Below are 23,582 nucleotides of genomic sequence, written 5' to 3'. Positions count from 1 at the left end.
ATATCCCAACTCTACAATATGTTAAACAAATGCGTCAATTGTAGCGCGGTGCCCGCCGCTGCTCTCGGGGAGAAATCTGTATTAACAATCAAAAACCAGTTTGGCATTGTTCTCAATTACGCCAAACTGTGCTAGCCAATAACGCCCCTCAACGGTAACGTCCATTGACCATTTCCCTTTAACAAATCATTAACAAAGTGGCTTTAAACCCGGATATCCCGATGCGCTCTAACCGATGAACTTTAAAATTTATTAGTCATGAAAAACATACTTTTGGCCATCGGGATTTTAGCATTAGGATTTACAACCGCATCAGCCCAATACGGCCCGCGCTACGATAGCCGTGGCGGATACCAGGGTGAATACCGCCGGGAAAGGCCGTCGGAGATCAACCATTTGCAAAGAGAAGCCCGCCAGCAAATCGCAACGGGGATACAGAGGGGAAGATTATCATCCCGCGAAGCCAACGCTTTAATGAGCCAGTACGAACGTATCGAAGCAAAAGAAAGGAAGTTCAGCCGTCATGGCAGACTTTCGCCCAGAGAAACAAGAATGCTGCGTGACGACCTGCATCGCCTCATGGCCGACACCCGCAGGCTCAGCGACCGCCGCGGTGATAACTGGGCGCGCGGCCGCAGATATTAAGATAGTTGAAGGTTTAGGGTAATGTGGGAAATCATCCTGTCGCTGACGGGATGATTTTTTTACTTTACGTCATTTTTGAAATAGCGGACCAGCTTTACATGTGATTTTTCAAAGCCTTCGCGCTGATAAAACCGGTGGGCGTTTTCGCGGGTGCTTCGCGACGTCACCTCCATTTGTACCGCGCCCATACTTTTGGCAAACCCCACTACATGTTCCATCAGTGCTTTCCCTATCTGCTGTGAACGGAATTCATCTTTCACGTACATTTCCTGGATTTCCGAAACCAACGCGGCGTGGTGAAGCAAGGGCTGAATATGGCAGCTGACCATTCCGGCATCTTCGCCGGCATAACTGGCGATAAAGTAGCGGATGTTCGGACTGATCAGGTTTTTTTGAAAAACAAAGTCAAAACCATGCCGGTCCATTTCCATATTTTCCAGTCCGCATATCATTTTGTAAATCACATCCATGTCATCCAGGCCCGCTTCCCGGATCGATAATTGTCCCTCGTCCATTATGTCAGTAAGCCTGTAAATCTGCCGAATTATGTATAAATATTCCTTTTTCCTGTTTCTGGGCCAGGACTACCATAGCCCTGGCAACTTTTGCAGAATCAATTGCCTTGTATTTTTTCAGGCTGCCAGACATCAGCGGTCCCAGGAGTTTTGCAAGAACCTCTCCGACCTTCTCCCCTAGTCGACGCTCCTCCCGCTCGCCCAAAAGCAGCGAAGGCTGCAAAATATGAAGGGAATCAAAATTGAACGATGCCAGTTTATCCTGGACTTCACCCTTGACACGGTTATAGAAGAACACGGATTTTGAATCGGCGCCCATGGAGGACACGATCAGATATTTTTCAGCACCGTTGATCTTCGCAAGAGACGCAATTTTCAAAGGATATTCCAAGTCAACTTTTCTGAAAGCTTCCTGTGATCCGGCCTTTTTTATAGTAGTTCCCAGACAGCAGAAAATGTCGTCAGCCTTCACAGCGGCCTTATCCGGGCTGTCAAAATCAAAAATGATTTCTGCTAATTTCGGATGCCGGATGTTCAGGGATTTTCTCGTGAGTGCTCTCACTTCGCCGTAGTCAGGTGATTCCAGCAGGTTCTGAAGCACCTGTTTGCCTATAAGGCCCGTCGCACCAATCAGTAGTGCGGTTTTTGTATTCTTTTCAGACATGATGAACAGGAAATTTCAAATCAAAAGATACGAAATAGTCCTGACTAACGTCTCCATAATAACGTTTCGGGTATTTTATACGGGAAAAATACGGTATTTTAAAAGGCATTTTCAGCGTAGATGTCCGGTAAGCGTAAAGCTATTTTTGTAAAAATATACTTCATCAACATTTTTTACAACCTTCACGCTATACACGCACACAGCGTTTGAGTCGCACTATTTGAAGAGTGGTTCATTCAGCGGGTATAAGTGAAGGTTTTTTTATACCCGGCCGTCAAAGCTCCAACAGGTAAAATCCGGACAAGCACTCGAGATCCGATCAAGACAACATCCTCCCTAAGAGATATCTGCTTTCCAATATAACGTATATACACAAGGGTCACCTCTACTTCATGTATTCTCCGGCCCCTCAGGTTCTTCATTCTTCCAAACAAACCACCTGATTAGCCAGAAAGGGATTGCAGATACTGAAATTTCTTACGCAGGGTTACAGTAACAAAGCATTGCTGAAACCTTATTTATCAGTTTCAAAACCGTCAACCCTCCGCGAGAACATCATGCAAAAATACACTACCCTATTTTCATCGCTGCTGGTGACAATGGTAGCTTATGCCCAGGTGACCTTTGAAAGCACGATAGCGCCGGGAGATATGGAAATTTTAAAGACCATTGATGAAAACTTTCACGGTATCTCAGCCATAGAATATCTTCCCGGCACCGGCGACTGGTACCTGGGCGGCGACCGCGGACATTTCTTCAAGTTTAATAATTGCAGCAGAATCCAGGATTTCACGGGTAAAAATCTGGCTGCTGAGTTCAACACAGGATATTATTACGAGAGTATCCGCTACGATGCCGTCAACAGGATCTATTATTTTTCTGAGGAAAAAGAATCCTATACTGCCGTTTACCGGGTACGTGAAAATCTGAAATCTCAACCTTCCCAGTTACTTCAGATGACCCTTCCATCAGAAAATAAAGGAATTGAGGCACTCGCGGTCACTCCTTCCGGTGCCCTCTGGATTGCCCCGGAAGCCGGTTGGAAAAATGAGACGGCGATGGAGAAGGACACCATTCACTTTCTTCGTTATAAAAATCCTGCACCCGGAACCGGCATTCCCGACTCCGAACGTTTTAAGTTTCCGATCATGAGGTTCAGGGCTGCGTTGAAAAGTGACAAACCGGGCGGAATCTCCGAGATACTCGCAGTGGACGAAACGCACCTGCTGGTACTTGAAAGAGCGTACCATAATACGACCGACCAGGTCAGGGCATTTCTGTGGAATGTGACCGTTGATGAAAAAAATATGGAACTGGTAAAAGGAACGCTGGCCTTTGACTTTGGTAACATGAATAACCTTTGCAACATCGAAGGAATGTGCTGGGGCGACGCTGACAAGAAAAGCCTGTTTATCATTGCAGACGATAATTTCTACAATGACAAAAAAATTCCCGGTACCGATCGCTATGAAAAGCCTACACTCAGAAGCCAGATGATCGTGCTGAGAAGAAAATAAAGTCCATTCGACAGATCTGATTTGATAAACTGGCAACCAACGGTTACAAGTTTTGTATTAAATTTGAATATCTCATCAACCCGACAGATGTATGAAACATATTCTGCCAATTCTCCTTTTCCTGTTGTCCTTTTCATCATCAGCGCAAATCAGCTTTCTGGAATCTCAGACATCATGGGAACTGCTTTCTGAAAAGGCAAAAAAAGAAAACAAACTGATCTTCATTCACCTGGAAGACGACCAATGCGGGCAATGCAACTCGGTAGCCTCTCAGGGATTTGGGAGCAGCATTCTTAAAGAGAAATTCGAACAAAACTTCATATCGCTCAGAGTTAATGTTGACACGAACAATGGAAAGAGTCTGAAAGGAAAGTTTGACATAAAAGGAGCACTTATTTCTCTGTTCGTTGATGCAGACGGTAACATTCTGCACCGTTACAACGGTTCCACCAGCGCGGGGTTTATCTATGCTGAACAGGCGGATATTGCAATCAGCCGGAAATCCAGAAAAACCCTCGGCGACTATGAAAAAGAGTATGCGGCCGGAGAAAGGTCTGCCAGGTTTCTCGAAGAGTATATCGAAAGAAGGCGGGAAGTTTCCATGCCCACAGCTGATCTGCTCGACCACTACTTCGGCCAGCTGCCCGTGGACTCGCTGAATAATTCCAGGATCATCAAATTCATTTTTACCCAGGGACCGACCATTGATAGCAGAGTATACAAAACGATCATGGCGGCTACACGAAGAAGCGTTATTGACAGCGTATACAAAGTCAGCCCGATGCCCGAGGCGGTTGCGATGAACAATGCTATTATAGGAAACTCGTTCCGGAAGGCTGTCGAAAACAAAGACGCCGACCTGGCGAGCCAACTAGGTAGTTTTATCCAGAATTCATATGGACAGGATTTCCTCAAAGGATCAATAGCCAACAACCGAAATATGATCCGCTATTACCAGGCGGTCAAGGATACGGTCCAGTTTCTGGACATGGCCCGGAATTTCCTTGAATTTACGCATGTGCGTTTCTCCATAGATTCTCTCAAAAAATGGGACGAGCAGGACATGAAAAAAAATGCATCCCCGATCCATTCGCCTGGTGTACCGGTACCGATGAGTGTTTCAAAATTCACACCGTCGTCCCAGTTTTTTTACCACGAGCTAAATGAGTTTGCGTGGAACTTCTATCAAATGAGCGATAATTTAGGAGATCTGGAAAAGGCATTGGGATGGTCAAAAAAATCCATGGAATGGTTTGATGAACTCACAAAAGGCAAAGGGCATCCTATGTCGCTGGGTAACCCCGCCTATATCGACACCTATGCTCACCTTTTGTATAAACTCGGCAGGAGAGAAGAGGCTGTTCAATGGCAAACAAAAGCTGTGGAAGCGCAGAAAATAACAGGCGCTCCCGCCAGCTCATTTGAAGCGACGCTTGAAAAGATGAAAACGGGAAAGCTGTAAGTCATTTTCCGTTTTCAGACGTATATCGAAAAATTGAAGTTATGATCAGACAAAGGCGCTTTCGCCGGTTATCGCCCTCCCGACAATCAGCGAATTGATTTCCTTGGTGCCTTCATAGGAATATATGGCTTCGGCATCGGCGACAAAACGGGCGATATCATATTCCAGTAAAATCCCGTTTCCACCGAAAAGCTCCCGGGCATGGTCTACGATCGAGCGCATACGCAAGGTGCAGAATACTTTCGCCAGGGATGCATGCTCATCGGTAAGTACGCCGCCATCCTGTAACTGGGACAAGCGGTAAACCATCGTTTGCATAGCCGTAAGATCGCCGAGCATGGTGACCAGCAAATCCTGCACGAGCTGGAATCCGGCTATCGGACGTCCGAACTGCTTTCTTTCCATGGTGTATTTCAGTGCGAGTTCATAGGCTCCGCGCCCGCATCCTACTGCCTGCCAGGCCACTCCGGCACGTGTCATCCGCAACACATTGGCGGTGTCTTTAAATGAATTGGCATTCTGCAAACGGTCAGCTTCCGGAACGCGGCAGTCTGTTAAGGTGATCAACGCATTCTGAACCGTCCTCAGGGCCATTTTATCCTCCATTTTTTCCGCCTTGAAGCCCGGATTGTCTTTTTTCACAATAAAACCTTTCACCTGATTGTCGTCCAGATTTCTTGCCCAGATGATCGTAATGTCGGAAAAAGTAGCATTCCCGATCCATTTTTTCTGACCGTTGATCACCCACTCGTCCCCTACCCGCTGGCAGGTGGTGGTAAGCCCGCCCGCAACACCCGATCCTACTTCAGGCTCCGTCAGCCCGAAAGCGCCGATGATGTCCATTTTCTGCATGATCGGCAGCCATTGTTGTTTCTGCTCTTCAGAGCCGCACAAATAAATGGATCCCATTGCCAGCCCGCTGTGAACGCCGAAAAAAGTGGAAATGGAGGAATCGACACGCGCCATTTCCATGGCAATAAAACCCTCGAGTAATGCGGAGCGGCCGGCACAGCCGTAACCTTTGTAGGTTAGCCCGCAGATATCCAGTTTCGCCATCAGCGGTATGATGTGCATCGGGAAATGTGCTTTATTCCAGTATTCATTGGCAATCGGACGAATCTGCGTTTCCATAAAATCCCGAACTCTCAGCTGGATCTCCCGGTCCTCGCCGGTAAGGGTAGCACTCAGTTCGTAAAAGTCACCATTTACCACCGGCGGCGCCTTTTTCTTGCCGGAACCGGACTGCATGAATTTTAACATCTTGCCCAGGTCCTCTTCGCTCATTTTGGATACGACGCCCATAAGCTGGTTGAGATCCACTTTTTGGGAAAGCTTACTGATAGCCCCTAAATCTATATTTTTAATCAGTGAACGTAACTGGGAGAATGATTGAAAAAAACTCATAATTCAGATTTTCAGATGAGAAGAAAAAACCATTTTTATACAAAGGCTCATGAAGGGCTAATCTATTCCGCGTATCCGTAAAGATCATTCCCAAATTACCAAAGTGTAGAATTAAAGGAACAGCCCATCTGAATTTCATAGCGGCAGCCCGGTATTTCAACGTATAGGCAACGGGAACAGAAATTGATCAATGAACTGAAAACATCAGATCATAATGAAAACGCAAGCAAAAAAAGAAGACGTGGAAGGTGGATCACCGTCGCAGGGCGGGGATAAGGACAAAAACAAACACCAGGACGACAGTCAGAAACCTTCCAAAGTCCTGAAAAAAGAGTCCGTCAAAGAATCCGAAAGCGAAAATATGACAGGCAAAAAAGGCTACAATGAAACGCCGCCAACCGTCCCGGTAAAATCTACGAAGCAATAGGTCATTTTTTTTCCATCAACGCTTCGATCGCGGCAGAAAGGTAAACCATCGGCGCATTCCAGTTGATGGCTATTTCGTTCGACGCGTAGGAGCAATCATCGTCGGTAAACGACTCGTCCGCGATTTTGCTGGTATAGGTCGTGCATTTATCCTGCTGTGCGGGGTTGGGGCCGCCCGACAAAAGGCCGGGAACCGGGTCGGCGATCCCATCAGCTATGGATGGCCTGTGGTGCGGGTGCATGACTCTCTTCGATCCGAAGCCTGTCAGAAAACTGTAACCCGTGGCATTTCTGCCTAGCAGATAATCCAGATTTCCCAATGCAGCCAGCAGATATTTCCGGTCATTGGTAAGTTTGAAAGCGTAAATCAGGGCTATGCCCTGGTTGGCCGCCACAGAGCTGCTGCCCCAGCTGTAATCTTTGGCAGTTTTCCCCATCACTGTATGGTAAGGCTGTTTTTCAAGATCGGTCAGAAGATCATCGGAGAACTTGACAATGTTTTGCCTGATCGGTTGCGAAAACTGCTTCTCGATTTTAAGATCTTCCGAAAATCTTGCGATAGTATAATAGCCAAGTGTTTTCACCTGGCTCCATGTTGGCAACGGCAGCGGCTTTTCTGTTTCAAAAGAAATATTCTTGAGATAGTCTGTTTTGGATGTCAACGCATACATTTCTGCTGCGGCCCATATCCATTCATCAGATGAGGACCGGTCTCCATAAGCACCTGTCACTACATCCGGATCGAACTTCTTGTTCATTTCCTCCTGGTTATAGGTAACCGAAGGGTTCTTTTTTGCCCACTCCCACCCTTTCACTGCCGCAGTGATACATGAGTCGGACAGGCCGGGGAACTTGTTTTCGAAAGCTTTCAGAATACGTCCCGACTGAGCTGTAACCGCCACAAAGTCAAGGGTTGCTATTGTGTTTTTCTGCACAACATAGCGTGGATTTTTCGCTGCATCGGGCATCACCATTCCGTCGAATCTGGGATTGGTGAGCTTGTGGTACACGCCTCCGTCAGCCGGATCCTGCATAGTGAGCATCCAGCGCAGGTTCCATATCACCTCGTCCAGAAGGTCCGGTACACCATTGTTGCTTTCAGGAATATTGGTATTGAAATTCTCGAAATAGGATGGAAAATCTTCATAGAGCGACAACAATGTTCCCATCGTAATGCCCGAATTGACCACATACTTGTTGTAGTCGCCCGCGTCATACCAGCCACGGGGCGAACTTATCACCGAATTTTCGGGCCTGCCCTCAGAAACTGCCGAAGCATGGATCAGAATTTTATCATCCGGGTGTCCCGCGGGACGGGCCCATTTTCCGGCAAATTTTTCCGGCAGATCAATAGAGGCCCGTTGGTAATAAAACCCTTTCAATGCAGCCTGGGCCACCTCACGGTGTATCTTTTCCCCGATCTCAAATTCAGCCGACCTCCCGAGACCGGGCACTTCGATCACGTACTTTCCACTTTTTTTAAAACCTGTAAAATCGGCAATAAAACTCATCTTGCCTGAATGCTGATTGGTTCTCGGCCCCGCCGGTTTGCCTTTAAAAACAACCTTGCCCGTGCCAGCATCCTTTATTTCGAAAGACATACTTTTTTCTGCCAGGATCACAGCGGTTTTTGGGGCATTCGGGTAAAAACCGATCTGGTTCAGCCGGATGGCGGCTGAGAGTTGCTGCGCGGAAACAGGATTGAGCAATCCACACAGTACCATAAGGAGCAAGCCACCAAAGCTGCGGAAAACCGTTTGAGTCATGAGATGAAATTTTTGGTAAGAGAAGTTTTAACTTACCGTCAACCCACAAAGGCAGAAACCCGCCCTCTTTACTACTCAAAGATATCCATGATCTCTTCTATCATTTTCTCATAACTCTCAAACCGGCTTTCGTCATAACAACCAAGCGGGTCGGTCAGCACATGTGCAAGGCATTTGTTACAGTAAGTACAGGGCTTCGGCGCCCGGTCGTTTCCCGCGGCAAACATCAGCGGTAAGGTCGGGTTTGCGATCAGGGGGCGTGCAATTGTCACGGCATCACAAAAGTTATTCTCTAGGGCGGTCCTGATAATGGAGGCTGTCTGAAACCCGCCCGTGCAAAGTACTGGTATACTGACCTCATTCTTGATGGCCTTGCATACTTCAAGATTGATACCTTCCGAAATTGTGGGCTGTTTACGGGCCCATAACCACTTCACAACAGGTCGGAAAAGTCTGTAACGGAAAGACAAATAATTCACAAAAGACAACCTGCCGCTATCGATCATTGATGTATATGTGCCGGCAGCACTTTCTACAGGAAGCGGGCCTATTGGGTTACGGGGATGCGGGAACTGGCTTCCGACTGAGATATGCAGTGCGTCCACTCCTGCCTGTTCGAGCCACCGCGCAACCTGAATACCTTCCTGAAGCGTATTTCCTTTGCCAAAATTCAGGAAATAATCATCATGGTAATCAGCTGCATTGATCTTAATCTGTAAATGATAATCGTTTCCAACCTCCGAACGAATTGCCTCTACCACTTCCAGCAGGAAACGGGCCCGGTTTTCAAGAGATCCGCCATAGTCATCGGTACGCTTGTTAATGGCCGAGCTCAAAAATTGCGTAAAAAGATAACCGTTGGAAGCATGCAGCTCAATCCCGTCCATTCCGGCTGAACGCGCGCGAACGGATGCACGGGCGAAGCTGCCGACTGCCTCGGAGATTTGCGTTCGTGTCATAGCTTTCCCGATAATGCCGTGAAAGTGCTCCGGACCGTTTATCGGGCTAAGTGGCTTTAAATATTTGTTCTCAACTCCTTTGATATCTTGCTGCAGACCCGACATGGATAATTGTCCGATAAACACACAGTCAAACTCGTGAACAGATTTTACGACTTCCTTCCAAAACGGTATGCGTTCATCACGATCGATCATGGCATAGTTTGGGAGAATCCTTTGCGAACGCTCCACCGGAATGTGGGAACTGATAATGGCACCAACCCCTCCGGCAGCAAATTTTTTCTCCCAATTGATCCGGGCAGGAGTTCCGGAACCGTCATAGTTGTCTATTCTCCCGGAAATGCTGGACCGGAATAATCTGTTCTTAACATACAGGTTCCGGAACTTCAGTGGCTCAAAAATGATGTCTTTCATAAAGGCATTCCAAAACTGTGGTCCGGTGCAATCCCGAAACCCAGGTGGGCGAACCGGTCTGCAAGTCTGCTGATAAATTCCGCCTGGTCGAGTGTAGGATTGCCAATGCTGAAATTCCCCTTATAGCCTGCTTTTGCCAGTAACATCGTTTCGGCAAGGCATGCAAATGAGATTCCTGGCGGCAATCCGAGGCGCCCTATTTTATTGGTTTTTAAATGTGTGATCTTCACCAGTCCGCCATCGATGACGGTAACATCCGGTCTCTGTTTTAGAAGAACCGGATCGCTGTTCCTGGGCTGGGTATCGTCCAATACTATCGCATTGGCCTTAAGGTGGCCTGCATGTAAAATGCAATCCGCGGAGCTTGTCAGCAGCACAACAATATCCGCGTGGATAACTTCTTGCATACTCATTGACACCACCGAAACCACTTTATCATTTATTGTCTTCATCTCATCCGCCAGTTTCCTCAGACGACGTTCGTTGCGTGCCACAAGTATATAGTCAGCCTCCGCATGATGCCTCGCCAGCAGCAAACATACCAGCGCGCCGACGCTGCCCGTTGCTCCAACCAAGGCTACTACCGGACGTCCTGGCACTTTTTTGATCAAATTGACGATTTTGGTGTGTGTAATGACGGAAGTGTAGGCATTCCCATTTGTGACCGACAAATGTGGATTATCCGCTATGAGCTTTCCACCCATTGTAATTGAAGAACTAAGCGCCCCCAAGCCCATTATTCCGGCCCCTTTGGAAGCAGCAAGCTCCATGGCTTGCCTTACGCGCGGCAGCATTGTTTTTTGCTGTTCAAGCAATTGTCTTCCACTGTACGGAAGCATGATAATATATCCTTCAGGCTCGGTTGAGTCTTTTGTCAGCGTTACGTTACTCCAGACAATAGGAGGCAAGGGGCGGTTACGAAGCGCGTAACGATAGGCGGAATCCGGAATCCATCCGAGGGGCGGCACCACCCTTCCAAGATCTTTGGCATAACTGCGCAGATGTACCAGGAAAGCGAACTTTTGCATAATGTTGAATCAAAAAGTGTGTTATAAACAAGAAAGATGCAGCTCTTCCTCCGCCCAAATAATAAAAATGGCGAGAGATCAGCTGCATCCTTTTAGGGAAGGGCAGGTTTTACTTAGTGAATGGAGAGATTGGCCGTGCTGGTATTTGTATGCAACCGTTAACGGGATTCAGAAGGAATTTCTGCTTTGATACCCTGCCCCGTGATCACCGAGCGATGGTATTCGCCCCATTTTCTTAGTTCTTCGATCAACACATCCAGGGTCCGGCTGTGTTCGGTACGGTGGTATTCTACCGTCACCGGGAACGAATCAAAAACCTTCCGTTCAACCAGCTTGTTCACTTCCAGCTCTTTCAGTTCTTTGGACAACATTCTGGGAGTGATATTAGGAATGGCGTTCTGAAGTTCCATAAAACGCTTGTTCCCAAGCCCCATCGCTATCAAAATCGAAACTTTCCATTTTCCGCTGATCACATCCAGCGCATCCCGCACAGGTAGGATCATTTCCCGGCATTCAGGATGCGAATCTTTGAAACTCATATGCACTTACCTTTAGGTTATCACTATACTTTAATATATCGCTTACAAATGTATAGCAAATATACCGATCTTTGTAGTACAATTTAAATGAATCAGTACGAAGTTTAAAATTGATATAATCATGAAAAACAGGTCAATAGAAAAAGTAGTGTTTGCTCAGGAACATGCAATGGGCGATATGTATGTGAAGCAGCCCTTGCCTTCCCGCCAGGTAAATTACCTGGACCCCTTTGTACTTCTGCACCATGCCAAATACGAAATAGAAGAAGACCATCCACTGGAATTTGCCGGGGTCGGCCCACACCCTCACAGGGGCTTTGCACCGGTTACTTTTGTTTTTGAAGGTGGTGTAAGCCACCAGGATAGCCGTGGAAACGTTGGCACTGTTTACAAAGGTGGTGTTCAATGGATGAACGCTGGAATGGGGATCATCCACAGCGAAAGACCGGCGGTAAGCGGAACGCACGAGATCATTCAAATGTGGGTTAATACCCCGGCCAGAAATAAAATGGACCAGCCGACTTACCACCCCTTGAAGGCAGAAGAAGCCGGTAACTTTGTGAGCAATGACAAGCTGGTACATGTTGCCGTAGCCAGCGGAGAATTGCTGAACGTCAAAGGTTCCATACCCACATTGAGCCTGGTCAATTCCGCCATGATCAGGGCGCAAAAAGGCGGTAGCTTGTTTATTCCGTTTGGTGAAAGTCACAATGCCTTCCTGTATGTTCTGGGCGGAAAAGTGAAAATCGACGGACAGGTGATCAACAAACACCACATGGTTGTTTTCGCCCATGACGGCGAAGGTTTTGAGCTGGAAATACTGGAAGATACAAAGGCGCTCTTTATGAGCGGCGAGCCCATTGGCGAAGAGATCGTTTCTCAGGGGCCTTTTGTAATGAACAGCCAGGTAGAGATTATGGAAGCTTATCGGGATTTCAGAAAAGGGAAAATGGGGGTGTTGATTGAGTAGCGGCTGTCGGCTGACGGCTTTCGGCTTCCGCTTTCGGCTGTCATCGGGTGGAGGATTTTTACTTGTATGTCAAATTCTCAAAAAAGCCGATGCCCGAAAGCTGAAGGCAGAAAGCCTACTCCACCTTCTTCGGCCCGACCGAATCATAAACAACCATTTTTTCCCATAAATGAGAATATTCCTCGATAAAAGCCAGGTGTATCGGATGTGTCTGATAGATTTCTTCTTCGATGATATTTTTGAAAAAACACATCCAGGAAAACGTATAATCGTTAACAATAACCGGACGACCCGTGGGAGCAGGTTTACCAATGTGCGCATACTGAATGATGGGTAGTTTGGCCAGCTTTTTCAGACCTTCCAGAAGCCTGGCTTCATCCTGCGCATTATTAGGATCTTTTAGATAAAAATATACGTGGTGAATGAACAGCTCCTTCGTTCTTTCAGGCTCTGCGGCCAGGGGGGAAATTGAAGCGAGGGTAGCCAGTCCGGCATTTTGTAAAAACTGGCGTCGGGTTTTGTCTTTCATATTGCGGTTAAATAAATTTCAAATTAGTTACTACATCAGTCAGCTCATTTCCTCGGCGAGTCTTACCAGTTCGTTTACCGTTTTCCAGTTCCTGGTGGTGGCCGTCGCCTTGAATTTACTTTCAAAAAAATTGTTATGCAGCTTCGTTTGCCCATAGCCGGTCGGACAAAACAAGTAAATTGATTTCTCCTTCACTATAAATTCATCCGGCAGGTACTTTGCTGCTTCAATCTTAACAATAACGTCTTGGGCAGGACTTTGCGATAAAAATGTAACGTGCAGCTTGCCGACGTCCTTTTCCGGATCTTTGGCAAATGGATTCTCAATAAGTACTTTCCCCATTTCGGCCTTTGATAAAACAATCACCGGAACTTCAAATCCGAATGTTTTCAGGATGCCCTCATGAATGAGTTTCCCCAGATCCTGATCATCCGTTTTGGCATGATGAAAAATTACATTACCACTCTGGATATAGGTTTGAACGTCACTGAATCCGAGGTCTTCAAACATCTTTTTGAGCAACGGCATTTTTATCATCTTTTGCCCGCTGACATTGATCCCCCGCAAAATAGCGATGTAAGTCTCATTTTTCATACCTGCCGATCTCCGTTTAAAAATTCATGGTCAACTATCATGGTCTCTGTAAAGGTAAACTTACAAAATCACGTCATAGATAGTGATCCTTTTTCCCTTAACTCAATCCAGATTTCGATGATGATTACCAAAAGAGATATGATAGTCGCCGGTTTGGCCGCTTGTTTGACCATGACGGGCATGATAGCCGGCTCCAAAGTGGCTGTTATGGATTCCGCCATTTTTTCCTGGGATGACATTCCGGTCAAAACGACCAAAACTGGCGCGGTAAGAACGTTTTTTCGGTCGCAGACTGCTACGCTCGATGAGCTCGAATGCCACGTCACTACCCTGAACCCCGGACAGGAATCGCACCCGCCGCATAAGCACCCAGAAGAAGAAATCCTGATCATCAAGGAAGGTATGGCCGAAGCTCTGGTAAACGGGCAAATGCAGAAAGTCGGGCCGGGATCAGTTATTTTTCAGGCTGCCAATCAGATGCATTCAATCCGTAACGCAGGCGATGTCCCAACTACCTACCACGTTTTCAGCTGGCATTCGCCGGGTACGATGAAAAAATAACGGTTTCGGTAAGGTAATATAAACAGCAAAGCCGCAGACGAACCTGCGGCTTTGCTGTTTATCAACTCTGACAAAATGCTTTTATTTTGTTTTACCAAAATCAGCAGCTATTGTATTCAGCGCACTGTCTGACAAATGCTCGGAAGCAATCACCATACGGTATCTGAAAGTGGTCGACTCGCCTTTTTTCAGTTTGAAATTCAACACTTCCTTGCCATCACTGAACGCCTTCTGTCCCAGCGGATTTACTGCAAACAAACCGTAACCCCTTGCATGCCAGTAGGAAGGGTATCCTACGTTTTTGGGATGGTCGATCATGGCGATGCTGATGTTTTCATCCTTGATTTTTCCAGTCAGGTTACACCAGATCGCGCGTTTAGCCCATACTGCCTCTCCTTCTATTCCGTTGCTGTTCCGATAGTTGCCTGTAATTCCGGTGTTGTTCATCACAGGAACTTTGGTCGCGATCCCGGCGGCGTCGGTGAAGATCTCCGGCTTGTTGGAAGGCAATTCAAGCTCCCGTGCTACGCGGATCGCATACATGCCGTCTTTGATATCGGGCATTGCTGCATCGATAACCGCCGTCAATGTAGTGGAGCGGTCGATGAAACGCGTATCGCCTTTCGCACTGAAAACATAGGTGGTTGTTTCTTTCAACGTCAGGGTTCTGTCTTTATCGACCCAGTCTGCCGTCACAGTAAGCTCCCCTTTGTTTTTCCCGCTTTTAAGAGATGTGATCCCGGTATGCACAATCGTTCCGTATGCACGTTTGGCGTGGTCGACGGCGTCTGAATTATTCCAGTAATCGTTTCCGTTCACATCTTCATAATTCAGCCAGATGCCCACATGGTGCGGATGGTCCACCCGCTCGCCCGGACGCGGGTCCAGAGGCCAGCCACGTGTCACAAGCGTACCTTTTGCAGTCATCACCGGGTACAGTACCGCTTTTTTCAAAACATCTTCACCGGGATAGAAATAAGAGGTAAAAGGTTTTCCGTCAATACTGACTTCCACTTTTTTCTCTTTTTCATTTTTGACCAAATCAACTTTCTGCGCCTGCAACTGTCCCGACATCACTGCAAAGGAAAAAGTAGCAATTGCTATGCTGGTATGTTTAAAATTCACTTTTCTTAGCTTTAAATTTTAATAATTCACCATCCTCCCTTTCCTCCTTTCTCCCTTTCTCCTTCAAAAAAATTAACTCAAAACAATCTCCTTCTTGCCCGGATCCCAGCTCACACGTTTTCCGGTGTGCAGCGCCTGGGTAGCCATCATATTGGCAACAGAGTGATTGAACCCAACTTTCGCCGGTGCATTGGTTTCCTTCCGGCTGCGGATACATTCCATCCAGTTACGCATATGCAGGGAAGTCATCGGATCCGAACCAGTGTTGGCATCCGTCGATATTTTCTCACCTGTTTTCAGCGACATTTCGGGAAGCAAATTTGCTTCAAGACCCATCGACTTGGCGTCCTTGGCCTGCAAGCCGCCTTCCGGTGTAATTTTATTGGTATCCAGGTTGATCATCCCGCCGTTGGAATAGTAATATTCTTTTACGCCGCCCGCTTCATTATTGAACCGGGAAGAATAGATCACCTGAAAACCTTTTTCTTTATTGTCGAAAGGACCGTATTCGAACGCAGCACTGAACGTATCGGCATTGGTACGGCCGTCCTTCCAGGTGTAAACTCCTCCGTTGGCTACTACATTACGGGGAGCATCCAGGCCTGAGAACCAGTGTACGGTATCGATCTGGTGCGCCATCCATTGTCCAGGTATGCCTGAAGAATAGGGGTAAAACAAACGGAATTCAAGATAAAAACGCGGGTTCCATTCCACTTTCGGACGGTTCATCAGGAAGCGGTCCCAATCGGTATCCTCTTTTCTGATCTGAGAAACAAGGTCTTTGCGTCTCCAGCGACCGGGCTGGTTTACGTTCCAGGTCATTTCTACGGTTGTGATATCCCCGAATTTTCCCGATTTGATATAATCATAAGCAGCATGATAGTTGGGGGCACTCCGGCGCTGTGATCCAACCTGCACGATCTGTTTCGAGCTTTCTACTGCGCTCAGGGCAGTTTTTGCGTCTTCCAGCGATTCTGCAAATGGTTTTTCGACATACACATCGCGGCCGGACTTCACAGCTTCCGCGCAGTGCAGTGCATGCTGGAAATCAGCAGTACTGATGATCACCGCGTCCACATCTTTGCGGGCAAGGAGTTCATCGTTATTGCGGGCTTTCACAAATTCGCTTGCTACGTTCGGTTTGCCTTTGAAAAAGGTTGCGGCCTCGTCACGACGACGGTTCCAAAGATCCGAAACGCCCATAAATTCAAAATTCAATTCTTTCGCATGCTCGGCAAAGCTGGGAGCCAGCGAGCTGCGGAAACGGTCTGAAAAACCGATGATCCCTACCCGTACACGATCATTTGCACCCAATATCCGGCGATAGCTGGCCGCACTGAAAGCATTGGTACCTACGGCAATTCCGGCAGAAGCCATTGCAGCATTTTTTATAAAATCCCTTCTGGTAGTCATGATTTTTTTAGAATAAAGCGGTTATTATTTATCTTAAATTATCTTTTTCCATTCAATTTTAAATAGCTCTTCCAGCTATTATCTACTGTAAATTATTCCCTTTTTTGGGAAGCCGCTGCCCTTTACTTCATCTCCTTTACCTTAAGACTGCGAAAAGAAACGTTGTCGCCGTGATCCTGCAAAAGCAGGTTGCCTTTTTCAGAAAGCCCGAATCCCGGGAATCCTTTAAACTTTGATCCTGCAACCAGCTCTTTGAATTCCTGCGAACCGCGCACATACTCTACCACTTTATATCCGTTCAGGAAGTGCGTTACCGTCCCGTTTTTCTCCACTACTATCCTGCCCTGGTTCCACTCGCCGATTTTCTTAACCGAGTTTTTTGGCCTGTCGGCAGGTTTTACATCATAAAAAGAAGCGATAGTCCTGTTTCCATTCTTGCCCAGCTTGGCGTCCGGATGCTTTTCATCGTCGAGCACCTGGTATTCACATCCTATTCCCGATTTTCCGCCCGAGTTGAATTTTTGATCTACAAAATATTTCACCCCGCTGTTGGCACCTTCCGTCAGTTTGAAATCAAATTCAAACTCGAAAGCCGGGCCGTACAATTTGCGTGTAATGATATCATTCCCGGTTTCTGATCCGTCTGATTTTGAGATCGTAATAGTTCCGTCATTGTGGCTCCAGCGTTTGGAAGGAAAGTCATTTCCGCCATAGGATTTCCACTGATCCACTGATTTTCCATCATACAAAAGTGACCAGCCCTGTGCTTTTTCAGCCGGTGCTAATGCGTTGGGGATCAGGTTGACGATGCGGATATTGGCAGCAGGACTTGGTTTAAGATTGGAAGTCTGGATGCGGACGTTTTTCCAGCTCACCTGGGTTCCTTCGAGATCTTTATTACCGATAGCATGTACCTGCAGGCAGATAAACCCGCTGGGCGTCATATCATCGATCACATGTGCCACAGGTACGCCATTTAAAAACGTCCTGATCGACGTTCCGATCGCTTCAATACGGTATTTGTTCCATTGTTCTTTCTTAAAAGCTTTTTTAGCTTCGGGGTTCAGGTCCAGCGGATAAAGCCATCCGCGGCGGGCCTCGTCATACAAACCGGCTGAATAAGCGCGGTCACTCGGATCGATCTCTACCTGATAACCATGTACGCGGCCATTCTGGTATTCCGGTGTGGAAAGGCTTCTGATCTGAATACCGGAATTCAGCTTGTTATCCACTTTCACATCACATTCAAAAATAAAATCTCCGTAATTTTTTTCTGTGGTGAGAAAAGAATTGGGTGTTCCCATGACAGAAGTACCTACTATGGCACCGTCCTTTACTTCATAAGTGGCCTTGCCGTTCAACTGCTTCCAGCCTGTAAGATCTTTACCATTGAACAAGTCCTGCCACCCGTCTTTTGATTTCTGGGCATAGGCTGTGTAGATGCATGTTAATAATAGGAGACAAGAAAGGGATAATCTGTATTTCTTCATTTCGCTGAAAGTGATTTGTATTTTGTACCAGGTTAAAATCTGTGATCCGGTCCCGGCACCGGACTTATCACATACATAACGAAGTATTGCTGTAAATACCCCTACAAATCTTGTTTGGGCTATCAATTTAGTTTCGATAAAACCGTTTTATCCTCCCATCAAATCAATACTGCCAGCGAAATGACTTCCGGCCGGCAGTATTGATAGATCAGTTATATTTCAGTGTAAGGGAAATCAATAACCCGGATTCTGTGGGAAGGCCGACGCCCCTCCTTCTGTACGGTCAATCTGGGTTTGCGGGATCGGGCGCAAAAGGTGGATCGCTTTCACGTTCGGTGCTGCCTGCGGATTGTATTTCTGAACGCGGTCTACCAGGTTACCCCATCTTTTGAGATCCATCCAGCGGGTCTGCTCGCCCAGCAGCTCACGTCCTCTTTCTTCGATCAGCATTTCCATGTTCATCTGCGCCTCGGTAATTTCCATTGCGGCGGTTTTCCCGGGAAACGCAGCCCGGCGACGGACCATGTTGATCGCCTCCGTTGCCTCCTTGATTTTTCCCGTCATGAGCCTGGCTTCGGCGAGCATCAGATAAGTGTCCGCCAGCCTGAAACACATATAATCCCGGCTCCCTGGTTCGTAAGTCCTGTCGGGGCGGAGCGGATCTAGGAATTTCTTCAGTGTCGGGAAAAGCGCTTCGTCATAGCGGCTTGGCACCAGTACCTGATAAGGTTTTTTGGCCCGCTCCGCCAAGGGCATTTCATAGCCGGGAATGAATATGGCTGTATCGCCGACTTTGAAATTCACCTCCGTCTTAGAATTGTCAAACACATTCGTAAACTTGCCTGCCGTGTTCACGATCCAGGTATCCTTGAAAGTTTTTTTGTATCTCGAGTCATTCACACGGTCCTTGAACACCGTTTCGAGGCAATACTTGGTCGGGCGGAGCCTCTTGAAAGGGCGACCGTTGAGAACGTCCCGCACCATGCCGGCCTGCACGTCATACTGCATCCCGAAATACAGGTGAAGACTATTCCCTCCGCCATTGGTAAGCGGATCAGAAGTGTATTGTACCGCGAAAACGACTTCGTCATGCACCTGATTTCCCTGATCAAAAACGCTTTCAAAATCCGGCAGGAGCTTAAAGGTATAGTTATTGATCACATTGGACGCATAGGTTGCCGCTTTTTCATAATCATCCGCCGCCTTTGAGGTCGAATTTCCTTTGGCAAGATAAACGAGTGCAAGCAAATGCTCGGCCGCAGGCTTGGTTGCCCGGCCATAATCCGCTGACCTGGCCTTGTTTTCCAGATCCGGCAAGGCAGCTTCCAGATCTGAAATAATGGTTTTATAGATCTCGGATTCGGGTGCGCGGGAAGTTACTTTGGTTGGCAGGATAGTTTCCGTCAAACGTAAGTCGACTCCGCCAAACTGCTGCATCAAAAGGAAATAATAATGGGCACGCAGATATTTCATTTCAGCAACCCGCTGCTTCTTGATTCCATCAGCAACCGTTGCCGCAGGCGCACGCTCGATCACCGCATTACATACGTTGATACCACGGTAGGTTTCATCCCATATCAACGCCAGATAGTCGACCGTGGGCTGCAATTGTGCATCATAAAAATGGAACCCCTTGTATCCACCGTCCGCACCTGTTGCATACAGGTCCGTTCCATATTCGGTAATCGTAAGTCCCTGCTGGGTGCCGTAGTAGTTTCTTAATGAAGAATATGCTGCTTTTGCGGCGTCTTCAAAACCCTTGGGCGTATTGATGTAATCATTGCTGATGCTGGAAACCACTTTTTCGTCGAGCAAATCGCTGCACGACTGGCTTACCAGCAAAAACGCCAGCAGGCTTATTGTTTTGAGAGATTTTTTCAGATATATCAAATTCATTTCTGTAAAATTTAAATGTTGTTTTACCGGATTTCCGAAGATCAGAACTTCACGTTGATACCGATGGTCGAGACGCGGGTTGCTGGTGTAACGCCCGAGCCGATGGTCGTGTCCGAAGTTTCAGGATCCACACCATTGTACTTGGACCTGTATTTCGACCAGATTTTCGGCTGCTGGATGCTTGCAAACACACGCAATGATTCGAGTCCCAGTTTCTTAGTCAGGTTATTGCTGAAAGTATATCCGAAATTGACGTTACGGATTTTGACAAATGAACCATCATAGTAGATGATCGCCGAATTGTTTACCGGGAACTCCTGGTCCTTGTTGGGCTGCGGGAATTCATTGGTCGGATTGTTCGGCGTCCAGTAATCCACATACATTTGCTGATATCTTCCCGCCAGGGCATTGTTGTCGCGGTGGAAACCGCTGATGATCATCTGGCCGATTCTTGCATAAATAAAGAAGGAAAGGTCAAATCCCTTGAAATTGAAACGGTTGGTAATACCGCCGCTCCAGTCCGGTACGTCGGAACCCAGTTTTTGCCTGTCGTCTGCATTGATGATACCGTCAGGTTTGCCTGTCAGCTGCCCGTCGGGTCCTCTTCCGTTCACGTCCTCTACTTTGATCTGCCCTACACGGCTTCCGTATGCTTTTGCCTGATCCGCCTCGTTAAGCTGCCAGATACCCGCTTTTTTATAATCAAAATACTCCGACAACGGATAGCCTATAAACCATTTGTTGCCAAGATCATCAATAGGACCATTGTAAAGCGAAATAATAGCTTCTGTATTTTTTGTGAACATAAAATCGGTAGTCCATTTGAAACCGTTCTTGGTACTTACGTTGACCGTCGAAACGCCCAGCTCAATACCTCTGTTCCGGGTTTCCCCCACATTGCGGGTAACCGCGCTGAAACCGATCGATCCCGGCAGCTGGTCGGATAGCAGCAAGTCGGTGGTATTGGTTTCATACAGTTCCAGTGAACCTTGTACCCTGCCTTTGAATAAACTGAAATCGATACCGACGTTTTTGGTCGCCGACGACTCCCATCTCAAATCCGGGTTTCCGATTGTAGCCGGACGAAAACCGTATGCCGGTGTGTTGTTCCAGGCATATATACTCCTTCCCAGTAGCCCCTGTGTCTGATAAGGTGCAACCCCCTGGTTACCCACCGACCCGTAGCTCGCCCTAATTTTCAGAAGATCAAGCCAGGTAGTGCCTTTCAGGAACGGTTCGTTGGAAAGGTTCCATCCCAGGGCAACTCCGGGAAATGTACCGTATTTGGTATTCTCCCCGAACCGGCTCGAACCATCGCGACGGGCTGTGACCGTTACCAGATATTTATCGTTGTAGTCATAGTTGATACGCATCATGTAGGAGTTCAAAGTCCAGGGAATCAGCACGCTTCCTACTCCGAGCACTGCATTGGCGTTTCCTACTGCATAAAACTGCTGCGTTTCGGCAGCTACCCCCTGAACGGAAATCGTGTTCGCCTCAAAATTCTCACGCTGGATCGAATGAAGAGCGGTAATGCCGAGATTGTGTTTAGCCCCGAATGTTTTGTTGTAAGTCAGCAGGTTTTCAAGTGTCCAGTTGAAACCATACTGGTTGTATATTGCAGCCTGTGCTTCCCCTCCTTTTCGGGCGTTGGTCTGTGCACCGATAAACCTTCCGCCACGCTCCACTGCAAAGTCAGGACCAAAATTTACCCGGTACTTTAATCCTTCCAAAATCTTCACCTCGGTGTAAATACTATTGAATATCCGGTATTTTTTACGTTCATCAATCTGCGCGCCCGGCACGATTTCGGCCAGCGGGTTAGTCAGCAATGCATCGTTTGTAGGGGCAAAAATAAGGTTGCCGGCATCATCATAAGCTTTTCCGAGCGGATTTTGGTTCAATGTAAAAGCATACGGGTTAAGATCTTTCCCATTCCTGACCGAATACATAATGTAGGAAGAGATGCCGACTTTCAGCCTGTTGTTGATGTTATGATCAATGTTGGCCCGCAGAGAGGTGCGGGTATAGTCAAGGCCCTCAGAAATACCCTTGTCCCTGAAAAAACCTCCTGAGATATAAAACTGCGTTTTCTCATTTCCACCCTGCACACCCAGCGAATGGTTTTGCTGGAAACCCTGGCGCAGTATCATATCCTGGTAATCTGTAGTTCGGTTATTTTTGATACCGTCGAGCTCAACTGCCTCAAACAGTTTGGAATCTGCAAAAGCATTGATCTGCCCGCTTGGTACCGGGTTGCCCGCTTCGTCTTTGTAGAGGCTCCCGGAAGCGATCCCTCTCCGTGACTCACGCATATATTCTGCAAATTCCGGGCCGGTGAAAAGCCTGATCTTATCCAATGCGTCCGTAACGCCCACATACGTATCATAGCTGATCGTGGTCTTCCCTTTTGCCGACTCTCCACGCTTGGTGGTGATCAGTACCACGCCATTTGCACCCCTTGCCCCGTATATGGCAGTTGCGGTAGCATCTTTCAGGATTTCCATCGATGCCACATCGTTAGGGTTCATATCCTCATATCCCCCCGAAACGAAATCGAAAGGCCTGTTGGCCGCAGCCATTAACTCATTCCGATCGCCGGCCAGCGGAATACCATCCACTACATACAGCGGGTTATTTCCTGCATTGAACGAACGCCTTCCGCGAATCAGGATCTTGGGCGTGGAGCCCGGCTTGCTTCCCGACTGGGACACATCCACCCCTGCAACCCGGCCCTGCATGGCCTGTCCGATGTTGGTGATAGGCATTTCATTGATCTGTTTGGCGGAAACAGAAGAAATCGCGCCTGTCAGCTGGCTTTTTTTCTGACTACCGTACCCCACTACCACAACCTCGCTGAGTGTTTTCAAATCACTTACCAGGGACACGTTAATCACGCTTTGCGCTCCGACATTGATCTCCTGGGTTACAAAACCTACCGCAGAAAATACCAGGATACCCGAATTGTCGGGTACATCTATTTTAAACAAACCTTCAGCGTCGGTGTTGGTACCACTGCGGCTTCCTTTCAGTACTACGGAAACACCGGGTACCGGGGTGTTGTCATCCGAGGCGACCACCTTGCCGGATACCGCTTTGTCAATTCCTGCCTCGATGTTTCCGCTGGAGCCCGGCAGCGTTGCATACGCCGGGACTTTCAGTCCGATAACACCCGCCAATGCACAACATATCAAATGCCGGCTGATTTTAGTAAAGTCTTTTTTCATATTTACCTGTATTTATTTTAATAAAAATTCTTGAAATAAACTACTTGACGACAGAATATACCCGCACCCCTACCGGAAATGTATTATTTACTATATAAATAATATTACTTTATAAAATTACGGTTACTTAAAACGGCAAGAGGACCTGGGGAAAGCCGGCCGCGCTTCTGTTGGTTTAACGAGGGGGTGTTGGATTAATCTAATTTGAACAAAACCAATAAGATCAATTTTTTGTGTCTTTTGTACAAATAATCCTGAAGATGAGATTAAGTATTTGGAAAGAAAATCGGAAACAACCAGGCAATTTTATTTATGCACACGTTATCGGGAACGTTGCCAGGATAGGGACAATCTAATATTATTTTGCAGAAAAGCAATATTATCATGCATTTCAAAATGCCGGATAATTGCTATATGGTAATTTCATTTTGTATTTTA

General features: G+C 47.2%; 20 protein-coding genes. 6 read left to right on the top strand and 14 right to left on the bottom strand.

Annotation, left to right across the window (positions count from 1 at the left end):
* Positions 1-258 precede the first annotated feature (258 nt).
* Positions 259-645, top strand: a complete 387-nt coding sequence (locus FBF61_RS29345) for a hypothetical protein (protein WP_138484246.1) — start codon at positions 259-261, stop codon at positions 643-645.
* Positions 646-704: 59 nt separating this feature from the next.
* On the opposite strand, the gene FBF61_RS29340 is transcribed toward FBF61_RS29345, so the two are convergent.
* Both FBF61_RS29340 and FBF61_RS29335 read right to left on the bottom strand, forming a co-directional pair.
* Positions 705-1,160: a GNAT family N-acetyltransferase gene (locus FBF61_RS29340; RefSeq protein ID WP_138484244.1), complete on the bottom strand. Its 456-nt coding sequence runs from the start codon at positions 1,158-1,160 to the stop codon at positions 705-707.
* 4 nt (positions 1,161-1,164) lie between these two features.
* Complete coding sequence (locus FBF61_RS29335) at positions 1,165-1,824, bottom strand: oxidoreductase (protein WP_138484242.1); 660 nt, start codon at positions 1,822-1,824, stop codon at positions 1,165-1,167.
* 458 nt (positions 1,825-2,282) lie between these two features.
* Between FBF61_RS29335 and FBF61_RS29330 the strand changes: the two genes are divergently transcribed.
* Together FBF61_RS29330 and FBF61_RS29325 are read left to right on the top strand one after the other, a co-directional pair.
* On the top strand, positions 2,283-3,341 hold the full coding sequence (locus tag FBF61_RS29330; RefSeq protein ID WP_138484240.1) for an esterase-like activity of phytase family protein: 1,059 nt from the start codon (positions 2,283-2,285) through the stop codon (positions 3,339-3,341).
* A 91-nt stretch (positions 3,342-3,432) separates the two neighbouring features.
* On the top strand, positions 3,433-4,803 hold the full coding sequence (locus tag FBF61_RS29325; RefSeq protein ID WP_138484238.1) for a hypothetical protein: 1,371 nt from the start codon (positions 3,433-3,435) through the stop codon (positions 4,801-4,803).
* A 45-nt stretch (positions 4,804-4,848) separates the two neighbouring features.
* On the opposite strand, the gene FBF61_RS29320 is transcribed toward FBF61_RS29325, so the two are convergent.
* On the bottom strand, positions 4,849-6,207 hold the full coding sequence (locus tag FBF61_RS29320; protein ID WP_138484236.1) for an acyl-CoA dehydrogenase family protein: 1,359 nt from the start codon (positions 6,205-6,207) through the stop codon (positions 4,849-4,851).
* Between the two features lie 214 nt (positions 6,208-6,421).
* On the opposite strand from FBF61_RS29320, the gene FBF61_RS29315 reads away from it, so the two are divergent.
* A complete protein-coding gene (locus FBF61_RS29315; protein WP_138484234.1) occupies positions 6,422-6,634 on the top strand; it encodes a hypothetical protein in 213 nt (70 codons plus the stop codon).
* A gap of 1 nt (position 6,635) precedes the next feature.
* Here FBF61_RS29315 and FBF61_RS29310 read toward each other — a convergent pair whose 3' ends face one another.
* The 4 genes from FBF61_RS29310 to FBF61_RS29295 all read right to left on the bottom strand — a co-directional run bounded on the left by FBF61_RS29310 (position 6,636) and on the right by FBF61_RS29295 (position 11,339).
* Entirely contained in the window at positions 6,636-8,399 is a 1,764-nt protein-coding gene (locus FBF61_RS29310; protein ID WP_138484231.1) for a glycoside hydrolase family 9 protein, read from the bottom strand.
* A 71-nt stretch (positions 8,400-8,470) separates the two neighbouring features.
* Positions 8,471-9,772: an NADH:flavin oxidoreductase gene (locus FBF61_RS29305; RefSeq protein ID WP_138484229.1), complete on the bottom strand. Its 1,302-nt coding sequence runs from the start codon at positions 9,770-9,772 to the stop codon at positions 8,471-8,473.
* Complete coding sequence (locus FBF61_RS29300; RefSeq protein WP_138484226.1) at positions 9,769-10,800, bottom strand: shikimate dehydrogenase; 1,032 nt, start codon at positions 10,798-10,800, stop codon at positions 9,769-9,771. The genes FBF61_RS29305 and FBF61_RS29300 overlap by 4 nt, the downstream gene beginning before the upstream one ends.
* A 158-nt stretch (positions 10,801-10,958) precedes the next feature.
* Complete coding sequence (locus FBF61_RS29295; protein ID WP_166444640.1) at positions 10,959-11,339, bottom strand: winged helix-turn-helix transcriptional regulator; 381 nt, start codon at positions 11,337-11,339, stop codon at positions 10,959-10,961.
* A 121-nt stretch (positions 11,340-11,460) separates the two neighbouring features.
* Here FBF61_RS29295 and FBF61_RS29290 point away from each other — a divergent pair, with 121 nt between their 5' ends.
* Positions 11,461-12,309, top strand: a complete 849-nt coding sequence (locus FBF61_RS29290; protein ID WP_138484221.1) for a pirin family protein — start codon at positions 11,461-11,463, stop codon at positions 12,307-12,309.
* A 115-nt stretch (positions 12,310-12,424) separates the two neighbouring features.
* Here FBF61_RS29290 and FBF61_RS29285 read toward each other — a convergent pair whose 3' ends face one another.
* Together FBF61_RS29285 and FBF61_RS29280 are read right to left on the bottom strand one after the other, a co-directional pair.
* Positions 12,425-12,838, bottom strand: a complete 414-nt coding sequence (locus tag FBF61_RS29285) for a Dabb family protein (protein WP_138484219.1) — start codon at positions 12,836-12,838, stop codon at positions 12,425-12,427.
* A 39-nt stretch (positions 12,839-12,877) separates the two neighbouring features.
* Positions 12,878-13,432, bottom strand: coding sequence for a DUF1697 domain-containing protein (locus FBF61_RS29280; RefSeq protein WP_138484216.1), 555 nt, complete (start codon positions 13,430-13,432; stop codon positions 12,878-12,880).
* A gap of 117 nt (positions 13,433-13,549) precedes the next feature.
* Between FBF61_RS29280 and FBF61_RS29275 the strand changes: the two genes are divergently transcribed.
* On the top strand, positions 13,550-13,993 hold the full coding sequence (locus FBF61_RS29275; RefSeq protein ID WP_138484214.1) for a cupin domain-containing protein: 444 nt from the start codon (positions 13,550-13,552) through the stop codon (positions 13,991-13,993).
* Positions 13,994-14,074: 81 nt separating this feature from the next.
* Here FBF61_RS29275 and FBF61_RS29270 read toward each other — a convergent pair whose 3' ends face one another.
* The 5 genes from FBF61_RS29270 to FBF61_RS29250 all read right to left on the bottom strand — a co-directional run bounded on the left by FBF61_RS29270 (position 14,075) and on the right by FBF61_RS29250 (position 23,144).
* On the bottom strand, positions 14,075-15,067 hold the full coding sequence (locus tag FBF61_RS29270) for a DUF6807 domain-containing protein (RefSeq protein ID WP_138484308.1): 993 nt from the start codon (positions 15,065-15,067) through the stop codon (positions 14,075-14,077).
* Positions 15,068-15,190: 123 nt separating this feature from the next.
* A complete protein-coding gene (locus FBF61_RS29265; protein WP_138484212.1) occupies positions 15,191-16,531 on the bottom strand; it encodes a Gfo/Idh/MocA family protein in 1,341 nt (446 codons plus the stop codon).
* A 122-nt stretch (positions 16,532-16,653) separates the two neighbouring features.
* Positions 16,654-18,021: a 3-keto-disaccharide hydrolase gene (locus FBF61_RS29260; RefSeq protein ID WP_138484210.1), complete on the bottom strand. Its 1,368-nt coding sequence runs from the start codon at positions 18,019-18,021 to the stop codon at positions 16,654-16,656.
* Positions 18,022-18,255: 234 nt separating this feature from the next.
* Entirely contained in the window at positions 18,256-19,917 is a 1,662-nt protein-coding gene (locus FBF61_RS29255) for a RagB/SusD family nutrient uptake outer membrane protein (protein WP_205748330.1), read from the bottom strand.
* A gap of 41 nt (positions 19,918-19,958) precedes the next feature.
* Positions 19,959-23,144 carry a SusC/RagA family TonB-linked outer membrane protein gene (locus FBF61_RS29250; protein ID WP_138484208.1) on the bottom strand — a complete coding sequence of 1,062 codons (3,186 nt, stop codon included), beginning with the start codon at positions 23,142-23,144 and terminating at the stop codon, positions 19,959-19,961.
* Positions 23,145-23,582 lie beyond the last annotated feature (438 nt).

It is taken from the genome of Dyadobacter bucti, assembly GCF_005869225.1.
Classification (GTDB): Bacteria; Bacteroidota; Bacteroidia; order Cytophagales; family Spirosomataceae; genus Dyadobacter; species Dyadobacter bucti.
This window is presented reverse-complemented; position numbering and strand designations above follow the sequence as displayed.

Excerpts from the sequence above, each read along its gene's own strand:
- FBF61_RS29285 (WP_138484219.1), bottom strand. The coding sequence starts at position 12,838 with ATGAAAGACAAAACCCGACGCCAGTTTTTACAAAATGCCGGACTGGCT.
- FBF61_RS29320 (WP_138484236.1), bottom strand. The coding sequence starts at position 6,207 with ATGAGTTTTTTTCAATCATTCTCCCAGTTACGTTCACTGATTAAAAAT.
- FBF61_RS29310 (WP_138484231.1), bottom strand. The coding sequence starts at position 8,399 with ATGACTCAAACGGTTTTCCGCAGCTTTGGTGGCTTGCTCCTTATGGTA.
- FBF61_RS29290 (WP_138484221.1), top strand. The coding sequence starts at position 11,461 with ATGAAAAACAGGTCAATAGAAAAAGTAGTGTTTGCTCAGGAACATGCA.
- FBF61_RS29325 (WP_138484238.1), top strand. The coding sequence starts at position 3,433 with ATGAAACATATTCTGCCAATTCTCCTTTTCCTGTTGTCCTTTTCATCA.
- FBF61_RS29315 (WP_138484234.1), top strand. The coding sequence starts at position 6,422 with ATGAAAACGCAAGCAAAAAAAGAAGACGTGGAAGGTGGATCACCGTCG.
- FBF61_RS29265 (WP_138484212.1), bottom strand. The coding sequence starts at position 16,531 with ATGACTACCAGAAGGGATTTTATAAAAAATGCTGCAATGGCTTCTGCC.
- FBF61_RS29275 (WP_138484214.1), top strand. The coding sequence starts at position 13,550 with ATGATGATTACCAAAAGAGATATGATAGTCGCCGGTTTGGCCGCTTGT.
- FBF61_RS29270 (WP_138484308.1), bottom strand. The coding sequence starts at position 15,067 with ATGTCGGGACAGTTGCAGGCGCAGAAAGTTGATTTGGTCAAAAATGAA.
- FBF61_RS29340 (WP_138484244.1), bottom strand. The coding sequence starts at position 1,160 with ATGGACGAGGGACAATTATCGATCCGGGAAGCGGGCCTGGATGACATG.
- FBF61_RS29295 (WP_166444640.1), bottom strand. The coding sequence starts at position 11,339 with ATGAGTTTCAAAGATTCGCATCCTGAATGCCGGGAAATGATCCTACCT.
- FBF61_RS29280 (WP_138484216.1), bottom strand. The coding sequence starts at position 13,432 with ATGAAAAATGAGACTTACATCGCTATTTTGCGGGGGATCAATGTCAGC.
- FBF61_RS29335 (WP_138484242.1), bottom strand. The coding sequence starts at position 1,824 with ATGTCTGAAAAGAATACAAAAACCGCACTACTGATTGGTGCGACGGGC.
- FBF61_RS29250 (WP_138484208.1), bottom strand. The coding sequence starts at position 23,144 with ATGAAAAAAGACTTTACTAAAATCAGCCGGCATTTGATATGTTGTGCA.
- FBF61_RS29255 (WP_205748330.1), bottom strand. The coding sequence starts at position 19,917 with ATGAATTTGATATATCTGAAAAAATCTCTCAAAACAATAAGCCTGCTG.
- FBF61_RS29345 (WP_138484246.1), top strand. The coding sequence starts at position 259 with ATGAAAAACATACTTTTGGCCATCGGGATTTTAGCATTAGGATTTACA.
- FBF61_RS29305 (WP_138484229.1), bottom strand. The coding sequence starts at position 9,772 with ATGAAAGACATCATTTTTGAGCCACTGAAGTTCCGGAACCTGTATGTT.
- FBF61_RS29300 (WP_138484226.1), bottom strand. The coding sequence starts at position 10,800 with ATGCAAAAGTTCGCTTTCCTGGTACATCTGCGCAGTTATGCCAAAGAT.
- FBF61_RS29260 (WP_138484210.1), bottom strand. The coding sequence starts at position 18,021 with ATGAAGAAATACAGATTATCCCTTTCTTGTCTCCTATTATTAACATGC.